Annotated in this window: 16 protein-coding genes; 13 read left to right on the top strand and 3 right to left on the bottom strand. The window is 47.3% G+C overall.

The features are described from left to right. Window positions 1-79: 79 nt before the first annotated feature. Window positions 80-1,684: a bifunctional UDP-sugar hydrolase/5'-nucleotidase gene (locus tag MHB71_RS19870; protein WP_340027367.1), complete on the bottom strand. Its 1,605-nt coding sequence runs from the start codon at window positions 1,682-1,684 to the stop codon at window positions 80-82. 273 nt (window positions 1,685-1,957) lie between these two features. Between MHB71_RS19870 and MHB71_RS19865 the strand changes: the two genes are divergently transcribed. From MHB71_RS19865 to MHB71_RS19845, 5 genes are all read left to right on the top strand, one after another. Next, complete coding sequence (locus MHB71_RS19865; protein ID WP_036606301.1) at window positions 1,958-2,941, top strand: phosphate/phosphite/phosphonate ABC transporter substrate-binding protein; 984 nt, start codon at window positions 1,958-1,960, stop codon at window positions 2,939-2,941. 177 nt (window positions 2,942-3,118) lie between these two features. Then, a complete protein-coding gene (phnC, locus tag MHB71_RS19860; RefSeq protein ID WP_076253378.1) occupies window positions 3,119-3,916 on the top strand; it encodes a phosphonate ABC transporter ATP-binding protein in 798 nt (265 codons plus the stop codon). Next, a complete protein-coding gene (phnE, locus tag MHB71_RS19855) occupies window positions 3,913-4,764 on the top strand; it encodes a phosphonate ABC transporter, permease protein PhnE (RefSeq protein ID WP_036672541.1) in 852 nt (283 codons plus the stop codon). The genes phnC and phnE (MHB71_RS19855) overlap by 4 nt, the downstream gene beginning before the upstream one ends. Continuing rightward, complete coding sequence (gene phnE / locus MHB71_RS19850; RefSeq protein ID WP_127547295.1) at window positions 4,761-5,567, top strand: phosphonate ABC transporter, permease protein PhnE; 807 nt, start codon at window positions 4,761-4,763, stop codon at window positions 5,565-5,567. The genes phnE (MHB71_RS19855) and phnE (MHB71_RS19850) overlap by 4 nt, the downstream gene beginning before the upstream one ends. Window positions 5,568-5,886: 319 nt before the next feature. Then, window positions 5,887-6,147 carry a hypothetical protein gene (locus tag MHB71_RS19845; RefSeq protein WP_339189499.1) on the top strand — a complete coding sequence of 87 codons (261 nt, stop codon included), beginning with the start codon at window positions 5,887-5,889 and terminating at the stop codon, window positions 6,145-6,147. A 494-nt stretch (window positions 6,148-6,641) separates the two neighbouring features. Here the strand turns inward: MHB71_RS19845 and MHB71_RS19840 are convergent, their stop codons facing one another. Both MHB71_RS19840 and MHB71_RS19835 read right to left on the bottom strand, forming a co-directional pair. Further along, window positions 6,642-9,389, bottom strand: a complete 2,748-nt coding sequence (locus tag MHB71_RS19840; protein WP_340030205.1) for a DUF5689 domain-containing protein — start codon at window positions 9,387-9,389, stop codon at window positions 6,642-6,644. Window positions 9,390-9,650: 261 nt separating this feature from the next. After that, window positions 9,651-10,127 carry an RNA polymerase sigma factor gene (locus tag MHB71_RS19835; protein ID WP_036606312.1) on the bottom strand — a complete coding sequence of 159 codons (477 nt, stop codon included), beginning with the start codon at window positions 10,125-10,127 and terminating at the stop codon, window positions 9,651-9,653. 216 nt (window positions 10,128-10,343) lie between these two features. On the opposite strand from MHB71_RS19835, the gene MHB71_RS19830 reads away from it, so the two are divergent. The 8 genes from MHB71_RS19830 (at window position 10,344) to MHB71_RS19795 (ending at window position 23,272) form a co-directional block, all read left to right on the top strand. Then, window positions 10,344-11,057: a response regulator transcription factor gene (locus tag MHB71_RS19830; protein WP_340027366.1), complete on the top strand. Its 714-nt coding sequence runs from the start codon at window positions 10,344-10,346 to the stop codon at window positions 11,055-11,057. Further along, complete coding sequence (locus MHB71_RS19825; protein ID WP_340027365.1) at window positions 11,054-12,520, top strand: HAMP domain-containing sensor histidine kinase; 1,467 nt, start codon at window positions 11,054-11,056, stop codon at window positions 12,518-12,520. The genes MHB71_RS19830 and MHB71_RS19825 overlap by 4 nt, the downstream gene beginning before the upstream one ends. Then, the gene (locus tag MHB71_RS19820; RefSeq protein ID WP_340027364.1) at window positions 12,517-13,680 is read left to right on the top strand and encodes a hypothetical protein; all 1,164 of its coding nucleotides are present in this window, start codon (window positions 12,517-12,519) and stop codon (window positions 13,678-13,680) included. Before MHB71_RS19825 ends, MHB71_RS19820 begins: the two co-directional genes overlap by 4 nt. 213 nt (window positions 13,681-13,893) lie before the next feature. Continuing rightward, on the top strand, window positions 13,894-14,577 hold the full coding sequence (locus MHB71_RS19815) for an ABC transporter ATP-binding protein (protein ID WP_091015773.1): 684 nt from the start codon (window positions 13,894-13,896) through the stop codon (window positions 14,575-14,577). A gap of 18 nt (window positions 14,578-14,595) precedes the next feature. After that, a complete protein-coding gene (locus tag MHB71_RS19810; protein ID WP_340027362.1) occupies window positions 14,596-15,966 on the top strand; it encodes an ABC transporter permease in 1,371 nt (456 codons plus the stop codon). A 28-nt stretch (window positions 15,967-15,994) separates the two neighbouring features. Further along, window positions 15,995-17,071 (top strand): efflux RND transporter periplasmic adaptor subunit, encoded by a 1,077-nt coding sequence (locus tag MHB71_RS19805; protein WP_340027360.1) that lies wholly within the window; start codon window positions 15,995-15,997, stop codon window positions 17,069-17,071. 570 nt (window positions 17,072-17,641) lie between these two features. Continuing rightward, entirely contained in the window at window positions 17,642-20,086 is a 2,445-nt protein-coding gene (locus MHB71_RS19800; protein ID WP_340027358.1) for a glycoside hydrolase family 6 protein, read from the top strand. 849 nt (window positions 20,087-20,935) lie between these two features. Then, window positions 20,936-23,272: a rhamnogalacturonan lyase gene (locus tag MHB71_RS19795; RefSeq protein WP_340030204.1), complete on the top strand. Its 2,337-nt coding sequence runs from the start codon at window positions 20,936-20,938 to the stop codon at window positions 23,270-23,272. The last annotated feature ends 127 nt before the right edge of the window (window positions 23,273-23,399 follow it).

Raw genomic sequence — 23,399 nt, 5'->3', positions numbered from 1 at the left:
GATAATTCAACAAGAACAAGTAAGCAATAGGTTGAAAACAAAAGAGCAGATCCTGATCACAGGACCTGCTCTTTCTCATTTAACTTCCGATAACTTTCCAGTTATTAGCCTGCTCCACCGTTAACGGCTGGTGTCTGCGGATGTAATCTTCCACCAGTGCGGCCATGTCCGTGGCACCTTCGTGCAGTACCTTTTTGCCCGGATACATTGCATAATCCCCGCCGCCAGCAGCGCGGTAGCTGTTCATCACCACAGAGTACATGCCATTCATGTCCATTGGCTGGCCTTCATGTTCCAACTTCACAACTCGACTGCCTACAGGTTGGGAGATATCCAGCTCGTATTCCATGCCAGCCCACATATCGTAATTATAATGTTGGGGTTTGGGCTCCATATAAGCCGGATTGACTGCCACCTCGCCAGAAGCATTCACTTCAAAGTAACGAGCCGTTTGTTCCAGTGCCTCCCGGATATCCTGACCACTCAGCTCCAGTACCGTCAGAGTATTAGGATAGATGAAGTTGGATAACACGTCCCGAACGGTGATGTGACTCCCGAAACCGCGAGCTTCTTCACTCAGCATGGCGGTATTGGAGAGCTGCGCTCCAGTCGCTTCCATCTGCACTTGATGTACAAAAGCAATGAATGGATGTGCCTTGAGTCGCAGAGCCGTAGCATTGGTGATGGATAAATCCCCAGCCACCTCACCAATGGGTTGATCAAGCCATGCTTGTGCCTCAGTTTCCAGCTCTTCCGTCAGTTTCATGACGGTTGCATTAGGTTCAACCTCATGATGTTCATCCAGAAGTAACAACCGAGCCTGCTTATCTGTAATCTGCCACTTGCCGCCCGATGATTGTTCCAACTGAACGGTTACATGCCCCGCACCATTTCCACTGAATCCCGGCTGAATGACGGTTACACCATGAATATTAGCGGTAAGCTGACGATGCTGATGTCCGGTAAGCAGCACATCGATGCCTTCGATGTCCCGACAGATGGCATAGCCTTGATTTTCTCCAGTTAATCGTTCGGTGGGCTCGCCTGTCTCCAGATCACTCTCAAATCCACCGTGATAACTCACAACCATTACATCTGGTTGTTCATGATCGCGTATATAGCTAACCCATGTACGAATGGTCTCCAAGGCATCAAGGAACTGTAACCCCTCAATATTTTTTGGATGCTCCCAGTTCGGTATGTAGTGCGTAGTTGCGCCCAAGAGGGCTACTTTGACACCCGTAGACAAGGTTTTGATTAGATACGGAGGACCGAAGGTAGGTACATCTGGTTGCTCATCTTTTACAATATTGGCAGACAGCCAGGGGAAATTGGAAGCTTCAACTGCTCCGCGCAACAGATTCTGACCATAGTTAAACTCGTGATTGCCCATCACCGCAGCATCATAACCGAGTTCATTCAGTACCGTTATGAATGGATGAACTTCGTTTTTGGAAACCTGTGAAGCTGCATAGGAGGCCAAGGGTGATCCTTGCAGCAGATCCCCGTTATCCACCAGCATCAATTCAGGAGAACGTTCACGTTCCTTACGAATCAGGGAAGCCAGCAGGGCAAGCCCAGCGGGGCGGTAGGCATTGGTATTGTAATGAATGGGACGGATCGCCCCGTGCAGATCACTGGTATACAGAATATCGAAGCTTGCCGTATGGTTTGTGGATGTCATTTTACAATCTCCTCTAATATATAAGTTCAGATATATGGAATTACTATAAAACGGAGAAGAATGAATAGCTTGAAGAACCGAAGTATGCGCCGTTATCTCCGATGTTCTTCCTATATCTTCAACCATAATGAGCCTATTCTAACAGATACAAGTCGCGCTGACAGCCTGACAGGAAACTTTACAAAACTCCAAATTTCGTTTCACATCGCGCTAATATTTGGCAACTATAGTAGATAAGTACTGAAAAATAGAAACTCTTTGGAGGGTGTTCGTTTGAAGAAGTCTGCTTTATTTTTACCATTGTTGATTTTGGTTCTGTTTCTGAGTGCTTGTGGGTCTAGCAGTAGTACAACAGGTTCGGCTAACGGGGATAATGCGAGTTCGAATGCATCCGGTACGTCTACGGCAGAGACAGAGAAAGTTGTCGAAGGTTATGTGCCAACTGAATTGACGGTTCAATTTGTTCCTTCCCAGAATGCAGATACGCTTGAAGCTAAAGCGAAACCGCTGGAGAAGTTGCTTGGTGACAAACTGGGCATTCCGGTAAAAGTCAGCGTATCCACCGACTACAACACAATTATTGAAGCAATGGCGTCCAACAAAGTAGACGTAGGTTTCTTGCCTCCGACAGCTTATGTACTGGCTAAAGAAAAAGGCGCTGCGCAGGTTATTTTGCAAGCACAACGTTTCGGTGTAAATGATGAGACAGGTGCTCCAACCGAAGAGTTGGCGGATTCCTATAAATCCATGTTCATTGTGAAAAAAGATTCGCCGATTCAGTCCATCGAGGACCTTAAAGGTAAAAAAGTCGCTTACCAAAACGTAACGTCTTCCGCAGGTTATGTATGGCCAGCAGGTCTGTTGCTGGACAGAGGCATTGATCCATTAAAAGATGTAACACCTGTAACGTTGAAAGGTCATGACCAAGGTGTTATCGCTGTATTAAACGGTGACGTTGATGCAGCAGCTATTTTCCAAGATGCCCGCAACACGGTAGCTAAAGACTATCCGACTGTATTTGAAGATACACGAGTACTGGCGTTCACTGAGCCTATTCCTAACGATACCATTGCCGTTCGTACAGACATGAATGCAGATTGGACTGCGAAGATCAAACAAGCCTTCATCGATATCGGTAAAGATACTGAAGGTCACCAGATCATCAAAGAAATCTATACGCATGAAGGTTATGTAGAGTCCGATGATAGCAAGTTTGAGATCGTTCGTCAGTATGGCGAAAAAGTGAAAGGTGAATAATTCTGATCCAAAAGTAGTTTGGGATCTGTTCACTTTGTAGTAGCTTTCTTGGATGGGAACAGCTTAATCGTAGCAATGGACAGGCCAGTTCAGCGTGATCTACGCTGCGCTGGCTTGTGCCATTATAGCAAGGACTCATGTATGGTTGATCATTATGAATGAAAGAAGGATATTGTCATGATTGAGCTTCATAACGTTACCAAAACTTACGCTAACGGTACCAAGGGCCTGGATAATATTAATCTGAAATTTAAGCAGGGTGAATTCATTGCTGTTGTGGGTCTGTCCGGTGCGGGTAAATCAACACTCTTACGCTCCATTAACCGACTGCACGACATTAGTGAGGGCGAGATTCTGATTAACGGAAGTTCCATCACGAAGGCACAAGGCAAACGGCTACGCATGATCAGACGTGACATCGGCATGATTTTCCAGAGTTTCAATCTGGTAAAACGGTCCAGTGTACTACGTAACGTACTCGCTGGACGCGTTGGATATCATTCCACCATGCGTACCATTATGGGTCGTTTTCCAAAAGAGGATATTGAACTGGCATTCACTGCGCTGGATCGTGTGAATATCTCGGAGAAAGCTTATTCCCGTGCAGATCAGTTGTCTGGTGGACAACAACAGCGTGTGGCTATTGCCCGTGTACTGGCACAGGAAGCAAAAATCATTCTGGCCGACGAACCGGTTGCTTCACTTGACCCGCTTACAACAAAACAGGTCATGGATGACCTGAAACGCATCAATCAAGACCTTGGGATTACGACCATCGTCAACCTTCACTTTATTGATCTGGCGAGAGAGTATGCGACCCGTATTGTCGGATTGCGAGCAGGCGAGGTGGTCTTCGACGGCCCGGTAGAAGAGGCAACGGATGAGCGCTTTGCAGAAATTTACGGCAGACCAATTCTGGCTGACGAATTGTTGGACAAGCAGGCTGTGCATGAGCAGGGAGAAGTTGTGGTATGAAGGGGCAGTCCAACGTTCCACTTCAGAATTCAGGCGGAGTGGGGAAGGAACCTGGTTCCAGCCCGGCTCAGGTTGTGAATCGCCCAAAACCGCCTGGGCGTACGAAACATTTGCTCACCTTAGTGATCATTCTGCTCCTTCTGTGGGCCAGTGCCAAGCAGACGGATGCCAGCTTCACGGAGTTGTTTGAAGGTTTTCCCAACATGCTGGATCTGCTGAAGGAGATGTTCCCGCCCCGGTGGAGTTACTTTGATAATATCGTGCAAGGCATGCTTGAAACGATTCGAATGGCCCTGATTGGGACAACCATTGGTGCGATTATTGCGATTCCAGTCTCGATTATCTGTGCCGGTAACCTGATGCCAAGTCGCTGGATCTACTATCCAGCGCGCTTTCTGTTGAACCTGATCCGGACCGTGCCGGATCTGTTGCTTGCTGCTTTGTTCGTTGCTGTGTTTGGTTTGGGGCCAATCCCCGGAATCTTGGCACTGGCTGTGTTCTCGATAGGTCTGATCGCGAAGCTGACGTATGAGACGCTGGAAACCATTGATCAGGGGCCGCTGGAAGCGATGACGGCTGTTGGTATGAACCGAATTCAGCTCATTGTATATGGCGTGGTGCCGCAACTGGCTGCCCAGTTCACATCCTATGTGCTGTATGCCTTTGAAATTAATATACGTGCTGCTGCCATTCTGGGACTGGTGGGAGCCGGAGGGATTGGACTCTACTATGAGGCCACACTTGGGTTCCTGGAGTATGACAAGACCAGCGTAATCATTCTGTTTACCCTCGTCATTGTTCTGGTCATTGATTATGTAAGTACTAAGCTGCGGGAGAAATTGCTATGATGAAAAATGAAATAAGCCGCATCCGGCCTAAACCACGGAAGAACCCGCTACGCTGGGTCATTGTGTTACTGTTAATCCTTGTGTATGTCTGGGCGCTTGCCGGTGTACCGTTTACTGGTTTCAAGGAAACTGCCGCTCAGATTATGAAAGCCATTGTAGCCGGAATTTTCTCGCCGGACTGGGAGTTTGTATATTTGCCTGAGGGAGAAGACCTGCTGCGGGGATTGTTGGATACGCTGGCAATCTCTGTGTTGGGTACCGTGATCTCAGCTGTGCTCTGTATCCCGTTTGCATTCTGGTCTGCCCGTAACATGAGTGGGCATCGTTCCATCTCGGGTGCAGGCAAAATGGTACTCAGCTTTATTCGCACGTTCCCTGAGATTATCATGGCCTTGTTGTTCATTAAGGCAGTAGGTCCCGGGTCGTTTGCAGGGGTACTCGCCCTTGGATTGCACTCCATCGGCATGTTAGGCAAATTGTACGCGGATGAAGTTGAAAATATCGACTACGGCCCATCCGAGGCGCTACTTGCCTCCGGAGCCAATCGTATGCAGCAGTTGTGGTTTGCCATCCTGCCACAGGTTATGCCTGGATTCCTGAACTATACATTGTATCGGTTCGAGATCAATGTACGTTCCGCGACCATACTGGGGGTAATCGGAGCAGGGGGGATTGGTACACCACTGATCTTTGCATTGAGCACCCGGAACTGGCCGCGAGTAGGTATAATCCTGCTGGGTATTATCGTGATGATCACGATTATCGACTTGATCTCGGGTTATATTCGTAAGAAGCTGGTGTAGCGTTAATGTGGCGTTATGAATATATTAGATGATAAATTATGATAAGTTGATAGCGTAAGAAGAGAGGGCTATTCGGTGCCAGAATATTGGCAGGGGATAGTCTTTTTTGGTGTCTGCAAATAAACAACGGTGCATTCTTGTTGCTCAGCTAACCGTTGAGGAATAAGAGTGTTCCAAGAATATGTTTAAAGATGATTGAATTATTTTCCAAATCCATGTAATATTAATAGGTTTCTATATAAAGGGAATTAAGGATATTAATCAATACTCCTCTTAGATATCCATATTAAGAAGTGAGTTTTCAAAAGGAAGGTGACCTATGGAATTATTTCAATATATATGGATTGGGTTTATGGTACTCCTATTACTGTACAGAATGATCTTTCAGAAGTTTAAAAAACATAACAGAGAAAATATTGGACTCAGTGCAATCCTGATCATTTTCACGGGAAGTGGTTATATGTTTGCACAGATGAACTTGATTTTTGTCATTAGTGTCATCGCCGTGGCCGTTTATTGTGCTGTATGGAACAGCATTCTATTTGTTAGAAATGGATATGAGCCTGAACGTTTGAAATGAACCCGTTCTGCATCGGCGATAAAGAATTTAAACAATGTAGCATAGCCTTGCGGGAACTGTGCTAAGGAACCTGAGAGTCCCTATTTAGCCTTATAAGGCATCACTGGAATTCTAACGAATCGTAGTGGCGCTATTTGTTGCGTTTTGCCCGATTTAACCCTTTGGCAACTGAAATGTAGTTAAATAGCGATGCTGAGGTTCGTTAGATTTTAAAATTCGGCCCAAATGGCCGAATAAGATCTGTCAGGTTCTTTAGCACTTAGGAAGTGTCTGGAAAGGCTGAAGCGGCATAACTATCATTAGTGCTGCAAGTGTCTACTTTCTGGGCAGAGGTTCTACATGCACGATTGTCAAAAAAACGTGACTACTTCACCCGTTTCACCGATATATGTGCTTTCAACTAAAAAACCGAAACCATGTTGCCCTGTGAATCAGGCAATGTTGGTTTCGGTTTTTTAGTTGCTTGGTTAAACGTTAGGCTTCTTTACTGAGACTTAACTAGCCAAAGGCAATGCTTTGGTAACTTGAACCGTAATTGTCTCGGTGCTGGTTACGCCTGCAGCGTTGATCAGCTCTGCACGGTACGTATACGTTCCGTTAGCGCGACCCGACAATTCAGTTGTAGCACTTTGGGAAGCTGGTGTTGCTGCGTTCAACGCTTGTGTATCAATCAATACATCATTCTCATAGAGACGGTATTCGGTTGCATTTGTACCCCACCAGAGGTTCATGGATACGTTATAGTTGCCGTCACCATCCCAGTTGTTTTGGGACAATGTAGCTTTGCCTGGAGCAGCATTGGTTACTTGTACTGTCAGAACGTCACTGCGTGTTGTGCCTTTGTCATTGGTCAGCTCAGCTACATAAGTATACGTGCCGTTGGCTTTGCCTGTAATGGCGGTTTTGGAGGACTGAGCCGATGGCGAAGCCGCAGTCAACTTCTGTGTATCAATCAGAACGCCGTTCTCATACAGTTTGTACTCAGAACCATTTTCGCCCCACCAGAGGTTCATGCTTACGTTGTACGAACCTTCGAACAGGCCAGTGGTATATCCATTATCAGAAGAAAGCACCGGTTTACCCGGTGCTCCTGCAGCTGGAGTGGAAGGCACTTCGCCGCCACCTTGCTCTTCAGCAGGTACAAAATCATTCAAACTTCTAGGTTTCAATTGATATACATCTTTGAAAATAGCGGAAACGCCTGTGATATCGATTTTGTCACCAGCAGCATAAGGGAAGGAAGTCTCCGTCACACCTGTACGGGTGTCTACACGGATGTGTGTGCTCGTTCCATCTGCTACTACCGCGTCGAATTCAAAAGATCCAACGGGTGTAGCACTGATGATATTCTCAATCGTTACATTTTTCAATTGAACCAGTTGACCTTGGTTCGCATCTGTAATTGCAGTAACCTCGATTGGAGTAGGTACGGAAGCCGTACCTGTTTTCTCAATCGCAACGATATCGGTAAGCTCGAACTCGCTGTTATAGATGGTTGTTGCTGCTGTTACTTTCACCTTGTCACCAGCATGGAAGCCGCTAGTGTGCTGGAATACGTAGATTCCGGCAGTTTCATCTTGAAGATAGAAGGCTTGTCCACCAAATGCACCTGGCTCTGTCGTCACAACACCTTCGATGGTTACGGTAGTGCCAGCAGCTTTGGTGCGTGCTTCAGCAACTGTGATAGCTGCTGGAATCGGTCCTTCTTCTTCCGGAAGCTGTTCTGCTGGCACATTGCCAACAGTCACGGCATTGGTGATCAGGTTGCTGCCATTCAGACGCAGACGCAAGCTTGCAGCGCCAGTTGTACCCGGTTTGATACGGACGTTCAGATCTTTGATCCCGCGACCTTGGCTGTCCGAGGTTACACTGAATGTGGAGCTATAGCCGTAGGAAGTTGGCCAAGTACCACTTTCATTCTGGATCATGGCTACCTGTGTTCCGCCAGTCAGATAGATACCGGCACTATAACCGGATACGGTTGTGTTCGGAGCCATGTTCTCCACAACTACACGAATCTGGAAGTCTTCTGCATTCGGAAGGGTATCCTGTTTCACGAAGCTGTATGCAGCGTTCGCGCTGGATGCAGGTCCACCGTACGAACCAGCCTTGAACGTGGAACGATCGTACCACTTATATCCGGCAGCAGGCGCGGACCAAGGTTCAGCCTGTGGTTCTGTGGAAGCAGCCGGCTCTTCGAATGGCAACAGCGCTGTAGCTGTGTCCAGTTCAAGTCCGTTCACTTCAGTTAAGCTTGTGTAGTTCTCTTGTGTAGCGAGCCAGTTTACGGTGTTCACGAGCAACACGGCATCATCGGCTTCTTTAAAACCGTCATAAGTTGTTTTGCGTGTGCCTGTCTCTTCACGCAAGTATTTTGGTGATGCATCTTCTACTGGAGAGGAGTCACCGATGAAGGCAGCTTTACCTGCGCCCAGCTTGGATACAGCCACGTAAGGACCTTCTTCAATCCCGCCACCGTTGTAGACACCTTGGTCCACCGCGTTATTCCATTTTGCGTTGGTTTTTGGCAGGTACACAATACCTTTTGCCTTTTCCGGATCGGTGATTGCAAGTGTTGAACCGGCGTGCATGGCTACAGCCGATACCCCTTCTGTGATGCCAAAGGCTTGATCTGCCGGTACAACGATATTGGCGTTGATATCGCCAAGTGCGTTATAGCGGAAACGTACGCCGAAGTTATCGGACAACCAGTCCGAGCCGGTTACATTTTGCATCGCTTCAGAATTACGCTCATCGGTGCTCATACCTTTGGCCGGATCTTCGAATGCTCCCCGACGATAGCCGTTGATGACTTCAGAGCCATCCCAGCGGTTTTTATTACGGTCTGCATTATAGTGATCTCCAACAAAGAAGATGCTGCCGCCCGTTTCAACATATTGTTTCAGTGCTGCTTGTTCGGATGTTTTGAAAGGAATTTGAGGCTCTGCAATAACGAATACGTTATACTCTTTCAGATCATCATAGGTAAATGGAGTTGTCTTGCGAAGTTCTTTGACATAGTAACCATCATTCGCGAGTGCATTCCCGAAGTCGGAGAAACCTCCATCAATGACCCAGTCTGCAGCTCCAGCCGTTTGGCCGTGAGAGTTGTCGAACAATACTTTTTTACCTGCATTTTGGTTCACAACCTTTGCCTGGATGAACGGTGCCGGGTCTGTCGGTCCTTCCGCATGAACCGATGCATCTCCGTTCCATAATCCGACCTGAAGCGGCAAAGCCATGGACAATGCCAGGAGTGATTTTAAAAATACTCCTCGCATACCTGTTAATTTACCCAACCAAATCCCTCCCAAATATTAGTTGATTCATGAGTTCGTCCATATTCTACCACATGAAAATCTCACATAGTCATAACAATTTGTAAAAATTAACTCGATATTTGTAAAATTGGGTCTTTTGACATATACATAGGTATTTCGGTCCCGTCATAATCCATCCAATTCTGCGTGCATATTGATTTTACGCAAATAAAAAGCCATCTCTTATGAGATGACTTTGGCCCGAATCCGATTGACGGCATGGAAGACAGAGGATTTAATCATGCCTTCACTGCGATTCACCAGCTCTGCCGTTTCCTTAATGGAGTATCCATGGATGAGGCGAAGTTCTAATATTTTACGATGTTCGGTGTTGTTAATATGGGAAACAAGATCATGAACACCTTCGCTAATTTCAAGGTGGGATGTATCGACGTGATGGGTAGGTACCTCCAGACGGCTGTCTCGTCTGAGTGTACGGGTTCGCCTGCGGAAGCTGTCCATCGCCAGGTTACGGGCAATGCGTTTGAGATAATAGAGAATGCGATCTTCAGGGATATCCACGGTAACGTTCATTAGTCGAATGAAACAATCCTGTGCCAGATCTTCTGCATCTTGCGGTTGTTTGACGATATGGGATAGATACCTTGTGATTTCTGATTTATAGTTGATATAAGCATCATTAATTTGTGTGCTGTTCATATGATGTGAATCCCCCTTGGATACAGATCAGGCTTGGGTCCGGTCTGGTATGAGTCTCTTTATGATCCAAGTATATCGGGTGGTTGTTTCCAAAAGGTTCAGAGTTGTATCGGAGTTGTAACATTTCGTGCTTCCCTCTATTCAAGCATACCGCTTGGGATACAAAATAAAGGCAGATGAAGGAAATTCATAGAGCAGGGAGATTACGAAAGTATCATGAGACAAAAAGAGATTTTAATTATTGAGGACGAGGAGTCCATTCGCGATATTTTGTCCTATTCGTTACGTAAGGAAGGATTTGAGATCAAGGAAGCAGCTACGGGAAGAGAAGGTCTGGATCTGCTTCGGGATTCGAAGCCGGATCTGATCCTGCTGGATCTGATGCTGCCAGATATGAGCGGTTTTGATGTGTGCAGGCAACTATCTGTGAACTCCAAGATACCTGTCATCATGATCACTGCGAAGTCGGACATGCTGGACAAGGTACTTGGCATGGAGCTTGGGGCGGATGACTATATCACGAAGCCTTTTGATATCCGTGAGGTGGTTGCGCGCATTCGGGCGATTTTTCGCCGGATTGATCTGATCAGCGAGACACTGGAGAATCAGTCCTATGAGGTGGTAAGGCTAGGCAAGCATATTGAGATCCGCAAGGATGAACGGGAAGTGTGGAAAGACGGGGAACGGGCAGGACTCACGAATAAAGAATACGATCTGTTGTTATTTCTCGTGACCCATCATCGCAAGGTTCATACACGTTCTGAACTACTGGACAAGGTATGGGGATTTGATTTTGCAGGGGACACTCGAACGGTGGATATTCACGTGCAACGGATTCGCAAGAAACTGGATAGTGGTGTGCAAGGCATTTCGATGATTGAAACGGTATTCGGTGTGGGGTACAAACTGAATATTCAGGTACAGACATGAAGTGGACGATCCAGTTCAAAATGGTGGTGCTATTCTCGGTCATTGTCTTTATCGGATTCTCCGTCCTGCTGATTCTGTCCAATAAGGTAGCTCAGGAGAATATGTACCGGGAAGTGCATGAGGATATGGTGCAATCCAAAAGAAATCTGGACATCGCGCTGAATCAGTACTTTCTGATACATAACAAACGCATGAGCAGAGACTCGCTCGAAGCAGGAAGTCGCGAGCTCGCGGAGCAGATTGGATCAGCCGTTGGTGGGGAGATTATAGTATATCGCCCCGATGCTTCGCCATACGGATCTGTTGGCAGCGAGGTTAACGTCGCTAAGCGGTCTGACCATCCTGATGTGGAGGAAGCCATACATTCCCGAATTGCTTACACCACAGTTGTGGATAAGGGCCATGTCACAGCCAGTCTGTCCTTCCCGCTCCAGATGGATCAACAATTGATTGGAATCGTACAGATGAAGAAGGACTATACGGAGTTGTTCAAACGCAACCTTCGTTTTCAAAATACGATCAAGTTTTTTGCAGCGGTTATTTTCGTATTTGTATTTATCGCATCCATCTTTATTTCCCGGAAAATTACACAACCCATCCGTGTACTGACAAAACGTTCTGCGGAAGTGGCCCAAGGAAGTCTGAATGCGGACATTCAGATTACAACCAAGGATGAGATCGGTGAATTGGCTTCAAGCTTCACCGTCATGATTGATCGGGTTCGGGAGCAGATTGATGTGATTGAGCGAGAGCGGGACGAAGTGAAGCAAGTACAGGCGAGAAGCAAAGTCTTTTTTGACAATGTGACGCATGAATTGAAGACACCCTTAACGACGATTCTGGGATACGCCCAGATTTTACGGGATAACGGATTTACCGATCAGGACTTTTTTGACAAGGGCATGAATTATATCATCAAAGAAAGCCAGCGTCTCAACACGATGGTTGCGGATATTCTGGAGGTCTCGGTCTCCTCTGCGGTCATTCAGGCATACCGGTTCGAACGTATCGATATATCAGATATTATTCGTGAAGCTTGTGAGGATATGTCGATTAAGGCGAGCAAGTACAATATAGGCATTCACTATGAGCTAGAGGAACATCAGTATTTACAGGGAGATCGGGATAAGTTGAAAGAGGTCTTCCTCAACATCCTGGATAATTCGGTCAAGTACAGTGATGTGAACTCCATTATCGAAGTACAATCCTTCCGGTTAGGTGATTCCATTGCTATTGTGATCCGTGATCAGGGGGAAGGAATCGGTGCAGAAGCGCTCCAACATGTATTTGAACCCTTTTACCAGGATAAAGGAATCAACAGGGCCGAGAAAGGCAGTGCCGGGCTGGGGCTGTCTATTGTGAAGAACATCGTTGAGCGTCATGGAGGAACAGTGGAGATGAAGAGCATCATGCGGGAAGGGACACAAGTGAATATCAGTCTTCCGGGGGAAATGAACGCATGAAACATCCTGGATTTTGGCGTAAAAACCGTGACAGATTGATGCTGTCAGGGTTGTTGATCGCATTTGTCAGCGGAATTTTCGGGATTGGGAGCCTGTTCAGTCTCGGAAATCTCAAACCAAGAACGGTGATTTTGCCAAGTGAGCAGTTCAACAGCCGTCTGGCACCACCACCGAGCAGTACGATTCAGATCGAGTCGGCTACCAAGATTCCAAATGACTTTGCGATCTTTGATTTTGAAGTGTTAGACCGGAATACGATTATATTTAATCAACCGGAATTTTCCTATTCAGGGCTCAAACTGTCTCTCCTGCATCTGGATGATAAGGAAGTGAAAAACATTGCGGCTAATACGGATTACGGTGTAACGATCAGCCCGGATCACAAGAAAATCATTTACTCCCAGTATCGGGCAGGTCAGACGCAGAAGACAACGTATGAGTATATAATACAGAGCGGGGAACGTCGCAAGCTTCCGTACGACAACTCGTATTATCGAGTGTTTGTAGGGAACGAATCCTACATCGGTCAGGATGATCTGTTATTTAAACAAGTTGATCTGAGCCAGGGGACGAGTCATGTCATCTACACGTATGAAGAGCTGATGAGCATGTTCACAGGACCAAAACAAGGGAAAGGTTCGAGTGATACGTTTATCGTTATGGATGTGTTGCAGGTCAGTGAGGATCACCAGCAGTTTTATATACTGGTGATGCTGAAAGACAAGTATGCTATCTATCGTGTATCGCTTGAGGATGAGCATGAAGTGAAGGCGTATGCTGCAATGGAGGATATTCAACAGTACAAGTTGCTGAAAAATGGTGACATGCTCATCCAGGGAACGATGAATAAGGTACAGGGGCTGTATCGGTATCATGCAGCAGAGGAGCAGTATGATCTGTTATTACAAGGTTCGATCTGGAGTTTCGATCTGGATGCAGATGAATCCCGAATAGCTTACTTTTTCCCGATGGACAGTCAGAATCAGAAGAATGAGTTGCATGTTGCCTACCTGAATGACAGCAAGATTTCGTCGGATACGGTGATCTATCGCAATATTGATAACTTCATCAGTCTGAAATGGAATGACGATGAATTATTTGCTGTGAGCAGCTCAGTGGATAAAAGTGAAATGTACCGCTTTAGTTTCAGAGCCTGGTAAGCTGCGGAAGGTATACGAATATAAGACCTTGGTCTGATGGAGCGATAGCTGCTCTGCGGACAAGGTCTTTTTGTTATGACATGTTACAAGTTGGATACAACTCGGGCCAGCCCGGATACATCTCCACCCTATAATGATAAGGGAATGTGCTACGCGAATCTTTTTGAACAACCTCTGTACATATTTAGCAAGTAGAAGGGAAGACATGTAGCAATGCTTCAAGTTGAACAATTATCCCATTCGTTCCGCAATGGCCAGGGAACCGTGCCGGTGCTTCAGGATATCAACCTGACGATTGGAGAAGGCAAGATGGTAGCCCTGCTGGGCAGTTCTGGTTCGGGTAAATCCACACTGCTGAATCTGATGGCGGGGCTGATGAAACCCGATCAGGGCAAGATTCTAATTGCGGGACAAGATATTGTACGTTTCAGTGAAAATCGCCTGGCTGAGTTCAGGCGCAGTCATATCGGGTTTATTTTTCAATCCTATGAACTGCTGTCCAATCTTACGATCCGGGAAAATGTAGAATTACCCTTGGTGTTTATGGGGATAAGCCCTTCGAAACGCAAAGCAAAAGCATTGAAGCTGCTGGAACAAGTGGGACTGGGTGAAAAAGCAAACTTGTTCCCGTCCCAGTTGTCGGGCGGTCAACAACAACGTGTCAGTATTGCACGTTCGCTCATTACCGAACCCTCGGTGATCTTTGCAGATGAGCCAACGGGAAATTTGGATACTGAGACGGAGGAAGAGATTATTGCGATTTTGCAGCAGCTTAACCGGGATATGAATACAACCTTTGTCATTGTGACACATGAAGCAGAGGTCGCGGAGCAGATGCAAGTTGTGCTTACACTGCAACATGGAATATTGGTTGAAGAGGCTGTAAGGGAAGTTTGAGGCAAAAGGAGAGGAAATGTGAGAATACGGGATGTAGCACGTATGGCCTGGGGACAGATCATTCGCAGAAAAATGGTCACACTGCTGTGCATGATGGGGTTGTCCATCGGTTCTGCCGCCATGATCATTGCACTTAGCGTGGGGCAGTCCGTACAGACCTATAGCGAGAAAACATTGAACGACAATTACAAGATGAATGAAATCACGATTACGCCCAATGAAGGCATACGTACTGGGAACGGCAAGGGGAATGGTCAGACATCGAAGTTTGAACGGGGAGCATTGACGTTGGAAAAGATTCAGATTATCCAAAGACTTCCTCATGTTGTTGCCGTGGCTCCCATGTTAAAGCTGGATTCGCTGGAAATGGTGCTTCCGGATGGTCGCAGCACGTATGTTGAGGTCATTGGTACCCAGCTGGAGACCCTGGGCGGGTTTGGATACAAGTATGCTGAGGGACGTGGGGCAGAGGATGGTCGTATGGCGGTAACCAGTTATGGGGCTGCATTTGGACTCGTGGACCCCAAAGTAACTCAGAAGTTATTCGAGCAGTTGAATGCTGATCCATATAACAACGAGCTTTTGGAGCAGTTTACGGAAATGTCAGCGAAGCAGGATCAGTTGGTTCAGCAGCTGGTTCAGTTCCGATATGAAGATTATGCGAATGCGAGCAAAACCAAAATGAGTGGTTCTATACGTGTGTCTGGAGAGTTGACGAAGCCTTCCAACATGGATGAGATGAGCGCTCAAAACGATAAAAAAGTATATCTGCCGCTCGATACAGCTCGTGCATTGCAGGATGAGCTTGGATTACAGCAGGCCGACAGCAGTGTGGCCAAGCATCTTAACTCGGCTCTGGTCAAGGTTGAGGATAAACGTTATGTATCCCAGGTGGAAGAACAGATTAAAAAGCTGACGTTAAACACACAGAGTAATCTGTTCCAAGAGGAAGCGATGGCAGGTCAATTGGCGATGTACCAAAAAGCGGCATTGGGGATCGGTGGTTTTATCATGCTGCTGGCCTCATTATCCATTATTGTAGCGATGATTATGTCTACGCATCAGCGTCGTAAACAGATTGGTGTGATGAAGGTGCTGGGCGCAAATCTGTGGCAGATCCGTCAGATGTTTATTACGGAAGCAGCGATGCTTGGATTAATGGGCGGCGTGGCTGGTGTGGGGATCGCCTTTGCTGCCCTCGGCGGGGTGAACAGTCTGCTGGCGAGTCAGATGGCAGATCAGATGAATGGTCCGATGACCGTCGTTATTCAGCAGTCGGCTCTGCCACTTGGCATCGTTTTTGCTATTCTGGTTGGCATTGTATCAGGTATATATCCGGCAATCAGCGCATCTCGGACCAATGCATTAACTGTGATCAAATCAATGTAATTTTATCAGCGAAAGGGAAATTGGGCACATGAAGAAATGGATTAAAATTATCATCACCGTTGTACTTTTGGCAGGTGCAGTGTACTGGCTGTATGAAAAGTACAAGCCAAAACCGGAGGCGCCTATAGAGATTCCACCCCCGATTACCTTTGATGTGACACAGGAAACGATGACGCAAACGATACAGGTGAAAGGGAAATCCGTATACACCGATCAGACGGATATCTTCGCTCCGTATGCTTCCAACATCAAGCAGTGGCACGTGAAAAGTGGTGAGCAGGTGAGTAAAGGCGATATCCTGTTTACCCTCGATACTTCCACGTTACAAACGGAAGTAGAACAGTTGCAGAGTGATCTGGAGAAAGCTCAGCTGGAAAACAAGATGAATCAGGTTACCCTGGATCAGGCGAATATGAGTGAGACCCTTGGCGTGACGGAAGAGGAGCGCAAGAAGGCATTTGCAGATCGGGAAGGTAAACGCCTGACGAATGAATTGAATCAAAAAGCATTGGTCCTCAAGGAGAAGGAGATACAGAAAAAGCAGGCAGTAATAAGTAAGTCTGTTGTGTATGCTTCCGCTTCCGGTATATTTCAGATGAATGAAGAGGATAGCAAGACACGTGCGGTGACGGAAGGACAGCTGATCGGGTCGATTACAAACATCAGCAAACTGAAATTTATGACGATTGTTGGTGAGGAAGAAATGTTCAGGCTCAAGGTGGGCATGCCAGTTAAGGTGCGAATGACAGCGCAGAAAGACCTGCAATTCACCGGGAAGGTAAGTAAGGTGTCCAAATTCGCCCGCAAGAGTACCGATACGGACCTCAAGCAAGCTTCACAGTTTGATGTGGTCATTGATCTGAAGCCTGACGCCAGAATGTATGGAGGCGTGAGTCTGGAAGGCGATATCGAGACAATGCGGAAGGATAAAGTGACGGTAGTGTCAAGCCTCGCGATCATGCGGGATCAGACCGAGCCTTACGTACTGTTAGACAAAGGCAATGGACAGACCGAGTCGCTGACGATCCAGGCTGGAATGGAATCGGGGGACAAGACAGAAGTAGTTAGTGGCTTGAAACCGGGAGATATTGTCGTTTTGCCTTAGATGTAGGAATATAAGAACAAGACATTATATGTAATGACTAGCTAGACGAACGGTTAATTCGGCATTGTAAAACACGAGGTTCATTGTGGCAGATTGCCACGATGGACCTCGTGTGTCTTTTGGAGCAAGGGATGTCCAGATTCCTGCCTGAATTATGGAAAAAAATATAATTAAATTTATATAATTCAATTTACAGTAAAATTTACATGTCGTATAATCAGAACATAAGGAGGTGGCACCGAACATAATGTTTGTAGATGGATAGGCGAAGACCTTTTTTTTAACCGTTTAAAGAAAGCGCTTACCCAATTTAGGATTCAGACATCCCATAAGTCATTTTTCACACTTCTTCATGTCTAACACACGTTCAACCACACCCACCATATTATACTCATTCACATGATTCGCCCTCACACACCATTTGTTTGCTCAAGATTCCAGTGATACAACCATTTCTTTTGGAGGTGATACAACCAACTCATCCGAACGTTCTCTTCGTGCTAAGCATCATAATGACACAGAGGATCAGACATGAGTACAACCCAATCTAACTAAAGGAAAGGTGGAACTATGAAGACTAAATTGAAAACCAAATCGAGAGGTAAGAAGATCCTGCGCAAAGGTGTAAAGCAAATGTTGGCAGCAACGCTGCTCGCGGCGGGGATTTTCCCTGGACTGTCTCCAGGCTTGGCTCAGGCGGCTGAAGCACATGTGGATAATCCATTTGTAGGGGCAACGGCCTATCTGAATCAGGACTATTCAGCTCTCGTGGATACATCCATTGCACTGACCAACGATGCGTCGTTGAAGGCCAAGATGGAGACCATCAAATCGTATCCAACCGCAGTATGGGTTGACCGGATTGCTGCAATCTATGGCGGTACGGACAACGCTGGTCGCAAAAGTGTAGAGCAACATCTTGATGCCGTTCTCGCTCAAAAGAAACCGGGTACACCAATCACCGCTTCATTTGTTATTTACAATCTGCCCGGACGGGATTGTCATGCACTTGCATCAAATGGTGAGCTTCCACTAACACAGGCGGCACTGCAGACCTATAAAACGGATTATATTGATGTGCTCGCAGATATCTTCGCAGATCCGAAGTATCAGGATATTCGCATTATTGCTGTCATTGAACCGGACAGTCTGCCTAACCTTGTGACCAACCTGAGTACACCAGCTTGTGGTCAAGCCAGCTCAACAGGTATCTATGAGGCGGGTGTGAAGTATGCATTGGACAAGCTGCACGCCATTCCAAATGTGTACAACTATCTGGATATCGGCCACTCCGGCTGGCTTGGATGGGATAACAACCGTTCTGCAGCAGTCGCGCTGTATACAAGTGTTGTGCAAGGGACAGCCGCAGGTCTGAGCAGTGCAGATGGCTTCATTACAAATACAGCAAACACTACACCGCTGGGGGAGCCGAACCTGTCTAACCCTGATCTCAATATCGGTGGACAACCGATTAAATCTGCCAAGTTTTATGAGTGGAATCCTTATTTTGACGAAACCGATTTCACTGCTGCGCTGTATGCCGATTTCGTACAAGCTGGCTGGCCAAGCAGTACAGGTTTCCTGATTGATACTAGCCGGAATGGGTGGGGCGGGGTGGACCGTCCAGCATCTGCTACGGGCAGCAACATCAACGATTATGTGAACTCCGGACGTGTAGATCGCCGGGAGCATCGGGGGAACTGGTGTAATGCCAGTGGCGCAGGTATTGGTGAAGCACCTAAGGCTGCACCAGGACCAGCGCATCTGGATGCTTATGTATGGGTGAAACCTCCGGGTGAATCCGATGGCTCCAGCTCCGAAATTCCGAATAACGAAGGCAAAGGTTTTGACCGGATGTGTGATCCAACCTTCACAACTCGGGATGGTGTATTAACAGGTGCATTGCCTAATGCTCCGGTATCGGGTCACTGGTTCCATGATCAATTCGTGGCACTGGTGAAAAACGCATTCCCTGTACTTCCTGCAAGTAACGGTGGAGGCAATCCTCCGGGCGGAACAACAGCTCCGGCAGCACCAGCAGCATTGACGGCTTCTGCCGGTAACGCTCAAGTCTCCTTGACGTGGACTGCTTCTACAGGGGCTACAAGTTATAGTGTGAAGCGGGCACTGAGTGCATCAGGTCCATTCACAACAGTTGCAGCTAATGTAAGTGGAACATCTTACAGCAACACCGGCCTGATCAATGGTACAACCTATTATTATGTGGTAACGGCAACAAATGCAGTAGGTGAAAGTGTTAACTCTGCAACAGCAACAGCTACACCTGTTGCAGGTGTAACGGCGCCAGCTGCACCGACTGCTCTCACAGCAACTGCAGGCAATGCGCAGGTGAGCCTGACGTGGACAGCTTCTACAGGTGCAACAAGTTATGATGTGAAACGCGCGCTGAGTGCAACAGGTCCGTTCACAACGATCGCGACGAATGTGAGTGGTACGTCCTACACCAACACTTCCCTGACGAACGGCACAACGTATCATTATGTGGTAAGTGCAGTGAATGCAGCAGGGCAAAGTGCCAATTCCGCTGTAGCTTCCGCGACACCTCAAAGTGTCGTTGTACCAACGAGTGATCTTGTCGTGCAATATCGTGCTGGAGATACCAATGCTCAAGATAGCCAGATCAAACCGTATTTCAACATCAAAAATCTGGGGAGTACTGCTGTGAATCTGAGTGATCTGAAGATCCGGTATTACTTCTCCAAAGAAGGCTCGGCTGCGATGGATTCTGCCATCGATTACGCTCAAGTTGGCGGAGCCAATATCCAGCGGACCTTCACAGACTCGTATGTGGAGCTGAGCTTCACATCTGCCGCTGGCAGCATTCAGGCTGGTGGACAGACTGGAGACATCCAGCTTCGCATGTACAAAACAGACTGGTCCAACTTTGACGAGACGAATGACTACTCTTTCGATCCAACGAAAACATCCTACCAGGATTGGAATAAGGTAACACTCCACCAAGGTGGAAACCTGGTATGGGGTATTGAGCCTTAAACTTTATTTGTAACTGTCTTAACCGCGATCCTCAGTGTGTTAGAGGATTGCGGTTTTTTGCTATGCTTTACAAGAGTCATTCTAGATTGAAGTTCTCACATGAAAATGTATTTAGAATCGCTTGAAGATCCGTAATTAGGATGTGAGAGCGGATATATTAAGCTGGGCTGTCCTCTGGCCATGAAAATGATCCGGGAGCAGCCCTCTTTCTTTTCTAACGAACAGAGGGCACGTTATTTAGTTGAGTTGATACAGTTGAAAATTCTAACGAATCGTAGACACGCTATTCAGTTAATTTGGGTGGATTTTGCCCCGTTTAGACCCGGTTTGGTCCAAATAAGGTTGCTGAGATTCGTTAGGATTCGTTGTTGGAGTTTAACGCCCCAATAGGGTGTGTGAGATTCGTTAGAAAAAACTTGGCGGTGAGCTTAAATCCTCCTTCCGACTGAAGCGTCATCGGGTTGATTTTCCATATGACTCCTAAAAACACTGATTATTGATCGTTTTGGTCGGATATTTGCCTAGGGTCTGTCAGGCAGGATGTCTATAATAGAACCCGATGGGCGGGATCGCCTCGCTCGGATTGGAAAGAGAATGGAAGGGGGACCGAACTCTGGTAGTCGGGCAAGCTGATTTCTCTTTTTTAATTTTGTAAGCGTAATCATTTCGGGTCGAAACCTTCTTTCGAAGAAGGCCTCTATGAATTATCGAACGTCTAATCATCATCGACGTGTACAAGCGTTACCCATTCTGTCTCAAGGAGCGTGAAGGTGGATGAACTCAGAAACAACAGCGCCGGTACATAAGGGATCGGTGTCAGGTCGGCAATCCGGTCGCAGGAAGGCTCGTATGCCACTTGCAGCCAAGGTGCTCTCTTCGGCACTCAGCGTAGCTTTGCTCATTGGAGGAACAGCTGGCGTTACGGGAGCGGAAGCTTCGAACGGTAATGGGGCGACGGAGGCTGGCCTGCAATCACATAAGGGGGGCAGTCACGTGAAAGAGATTCAACTGGAATATCTGGATCGGGGACTGGTGGCTGCATCGACATCTGAAGGTGTTTTTCTCAGTTGGAGATTGCTTGGTGACGAGGCCACAGGGTATAGCGACAAAGGGCTGACAGGTACGGACTTCAACGTCTATCGTGATGGCAAAAAGATCGCTACTGTCACCGACAGCACCAACTATGTAGATGCCGCGGGCAAATCGTCTTCCCGTTATGAAGTGGCAGCGGTCAACAAGAAGGGCAAGGAGAGCAAACGCAGTGCATCCGTCAAACCTTGGGCGAACGGCTATGTGGACATTCCACTGCAAAAACCCGCTGATGGCGTGACGCCTGCGGGAGAAGCTTATACGTATTCTGCCAATGACATGAGTGTGGGTGATGTGGACGGGGATGGTCAATATGAGTTTTTCGTCAAATGGGACCCTTCCAACGCCAAGGACGTATCGCAAAAAGGGTACACAGGTAAAACCTACATTGATGCTTACACCTTGGACGGTCAGTTGTTGTACCGGATCGATCTTGGGGTCAATATCCGTGCAGGTGCTCATTATACACAGATGCTCGTTTACGATTTTGACGGAGATGGCAAGGCCGAGATGATGTTTAAGACCGCTCCGGGCACGAAGATTATCAAATATAACAAAAAAGGAAAAGTAACATCCGAGAAGTACATCACGCTTCCCAAGCAGGATCGCAAGGCAGGGTATTCGAACGAAGATGATTATCGCTTGAGTGCTGATGGTTACTACGATCATGTGGTGGATATGTTCAGAAACTGGCATAAGCACGATGAGGTTGTGAAGGGGAACTGGCCTGCGACATTGGAAGAAGCTTTTGGAATCGAGAAAAAATATAATTACCCATTATCTCAGCAGGATGCCGAGAGTCTGGCCGACTACTTCATTGATGTGTACGCTGTAGAACGCAGTAACCGCAATGAGCTGCGCAAGTTTGAAGGTTTTATCGTGGATGGACCCGAGTACGTTACGGTATTTGAAGGTAAATCGGGCAAAGAGCTGGAGACCATCCCATATGAACCTGAGCGTCATGATGATGGCCTGATGTGGGGCGATTATGCGATGGCACGGATCGAACCGGGCAATCGGGTGGACCGTTTCCTGGCAGGCGTGGCGTATCTGGACGGCAAGAAACCGTCTGCAATCTTTGCACGCGGGTACTATACACGTTCAACGATGGTTGCCTACAATTGGGACGGCAAGAAACTGAAAAAGGAATGGAAAGTGGACAGCGGTTGGACGCCGATGAAGAACCCATTTAATGACGGACCGCACGGCGTAGATGGTACAGATCCGCAGTACGGCTCCATTACAACTCAGGGAGCGCACTATTTCAGTGTGGCGGATGTGGATGGTGACGGCAAACAGGAGATTATCTATGGCTCCGCCACGATTGATCATGACGGCAGCGTGCTGTACAGCTCCACAGACCTGATGCCAGCCGAGAGTGCTGCACCGGGAACGATTGCCCGTCTGGGTCATGGGGACGCACTTCATGTGGCAGATATTGACCCGGATCGTCCGGGACTTGAGATTTTTATGGTACACGAGGGTGGGCCTTGGGCGCCATATGGTTATTCCCTGCGTGATGCGAAGACCGGAGAAGTAATCTATGGTGGGTACACGGGGAAAGATACCGGTCGCGGCATGGTGGGTGATGTTGATCCGACTCGCCGTGGGCTGGAGACATGGGCTGTAGGATTATGGACAGCTAAGGGGGAGAAAATCAGTGATCAGGCTCCGGGCACAAATATGAATATCCGCTGGGCTGGTGATATGACGACACAGATCGTTGATGGTGCGATTGATGTTACACCAACCATCAAAGACTGGAATCGTGGCACGGTGCTGACGGCAACAGGCACATTGACTAATAATCATACGAAAGGTACGCCTTCTCTCGTGGCTGATATCTTCGGGGATTGGCGGGAAGAGATGCTGGTGAGAACCACGGACAGTTCCGCGATTCGTATCTATCTGAGTACCGAGAAAACGGACCGCAAGTTGTACACGCTGATGCATGATGCGATGTATCGTGTGGGCATTGCCGGACAGAACAGTGGATACAACCAGCCTTCCTACCCGTCCTTCTACATGGCATCGGATATGGACTGGTCAAAAGTGACGCTGCCTAAGTTCTACACGCCAGGTAAGGGCGGAAAGTAAGCAGGCCGGAGTAATAATAGCTAACAATAGCAACATAACATGTGTTCATGATCAGACTGTAACGTAAGGAAGCATCAGTTTTTAAGAGTTAGTATTAAAGCTTAGAAGCTCTGGAATCCCCATGTGT

Source organism: Paenibacillus sp. FSL H7-0940 (genome assembly GCF_037979415.1).
In the GTDB taxonomy this organism is placed as follows: Bacteria; Bacillota; Bacilli; order Paenibacillales; family Paenibacillaceae; genus Paenibacillus; species Paenibacillus amylolyticus.
This window is presented reverse-complemented; position numbering and strand designations above follow the sequence as displayed.

Excerpts from the sequence above, each read along its gene's own strand:
- MHB71_RS19870 (WP_340027367.1), bottom strand. The coding sequence starts at position 1,684 with ATGACATCCACAAACCATACGGCAAGCTTCGATATTCTGTATACCAGT.
- phnC (WP_076253378.1), top strand. The coding sequence starts at position 3,119 with ATGATTGAGCTTCATAACGTTACCAAAACTTACGCTAACGGTACCAAG.
- phnE (WP_036672541.1), top strand. The coding sequence starts at position 3,913 with ATGAAGGGGCAGTCCAACGTTCCACTTCAGAATTCAGGCGGAGTGGGG.
- phnE (WP_127547295.1), top strand. The coding sequence starts at position 4,761 with ATGATGAAAAATGAAATAAGCCGCATCCGGCCTAAACCACGGAAGAAC.
- MHB71_RS19845 (WP_339189499.1), top strand. The coding sequence starts at position 5,887 with ATGGAATTATTTCAATATATATGGATTGGGTTTATGGTACTCCTATTA.
- MHB71_RS19840 (WP_340030205.1), bottom strand. The coding sequence starts at position 9,389 with ATGGCTTTGCCGCTTCAGGTCGGATTATGGAACGGAGATGCATCGGTT.
- MHB71_RS19835 (WP_036606312.1), bottom strand. The coding sequence starts at position 10,127 with ATGAACAGCACACAAATTAATGATGCTTATATCAACTATAAATCAGAA.
- MHB71_RS19830 (WP_340027366.1), top strand. The coding sequence starts at position 10,344 with ATGAGACAAAAAGAGATTTTAATTATTGAGGACGAGGAGTCCATTCGC.
- MHB71_RS19825 (WP_340027365.1), top strand. The coding sequence starts at position 11,054 with ATGAAGTGGACGATCCAGTTCAAAATGGTGGTGCTATTCTCGGTCATT.
- MHB71_RS19820 (WP_340027364.1), top strand. The coding sequence starts at position 12,517 with ATGAAACATCCTGGATTTTGGCGTAAAAACCGTGACAGATTGATGCTG.
- MHB71_RS19815 (WP_091015773.1), top strand. The coding sequence starts at position 13,894 with ATGCTTCAAGTTGAACAATTATCCCATTCGTTCCGCAATGGCCAGGGA.
- MHB71_RS19805 (WP_340027360.1), top strand. The coding sequence starts at position 15,995 with ATGAAGAAATGGATTAAAATTATCATCACCGTTGTACTTTTGGCAGGT.
- MHB71_RS19800 (WP_340027358.1), top strand. The coding sequence starts at position 17,642 with ATGAAGACTAAATTGAAAACCAAATCGAGAGGTAAGAAGATCCTGCGC.
- MHB71_RS19795 (WP_340030204.1), top strand. The coding sequence starts at position 20,936 with ATGCCACTTGCAGCCAAGGTGCTCTCTTCGGCACTCAGCGTAGCTTTG.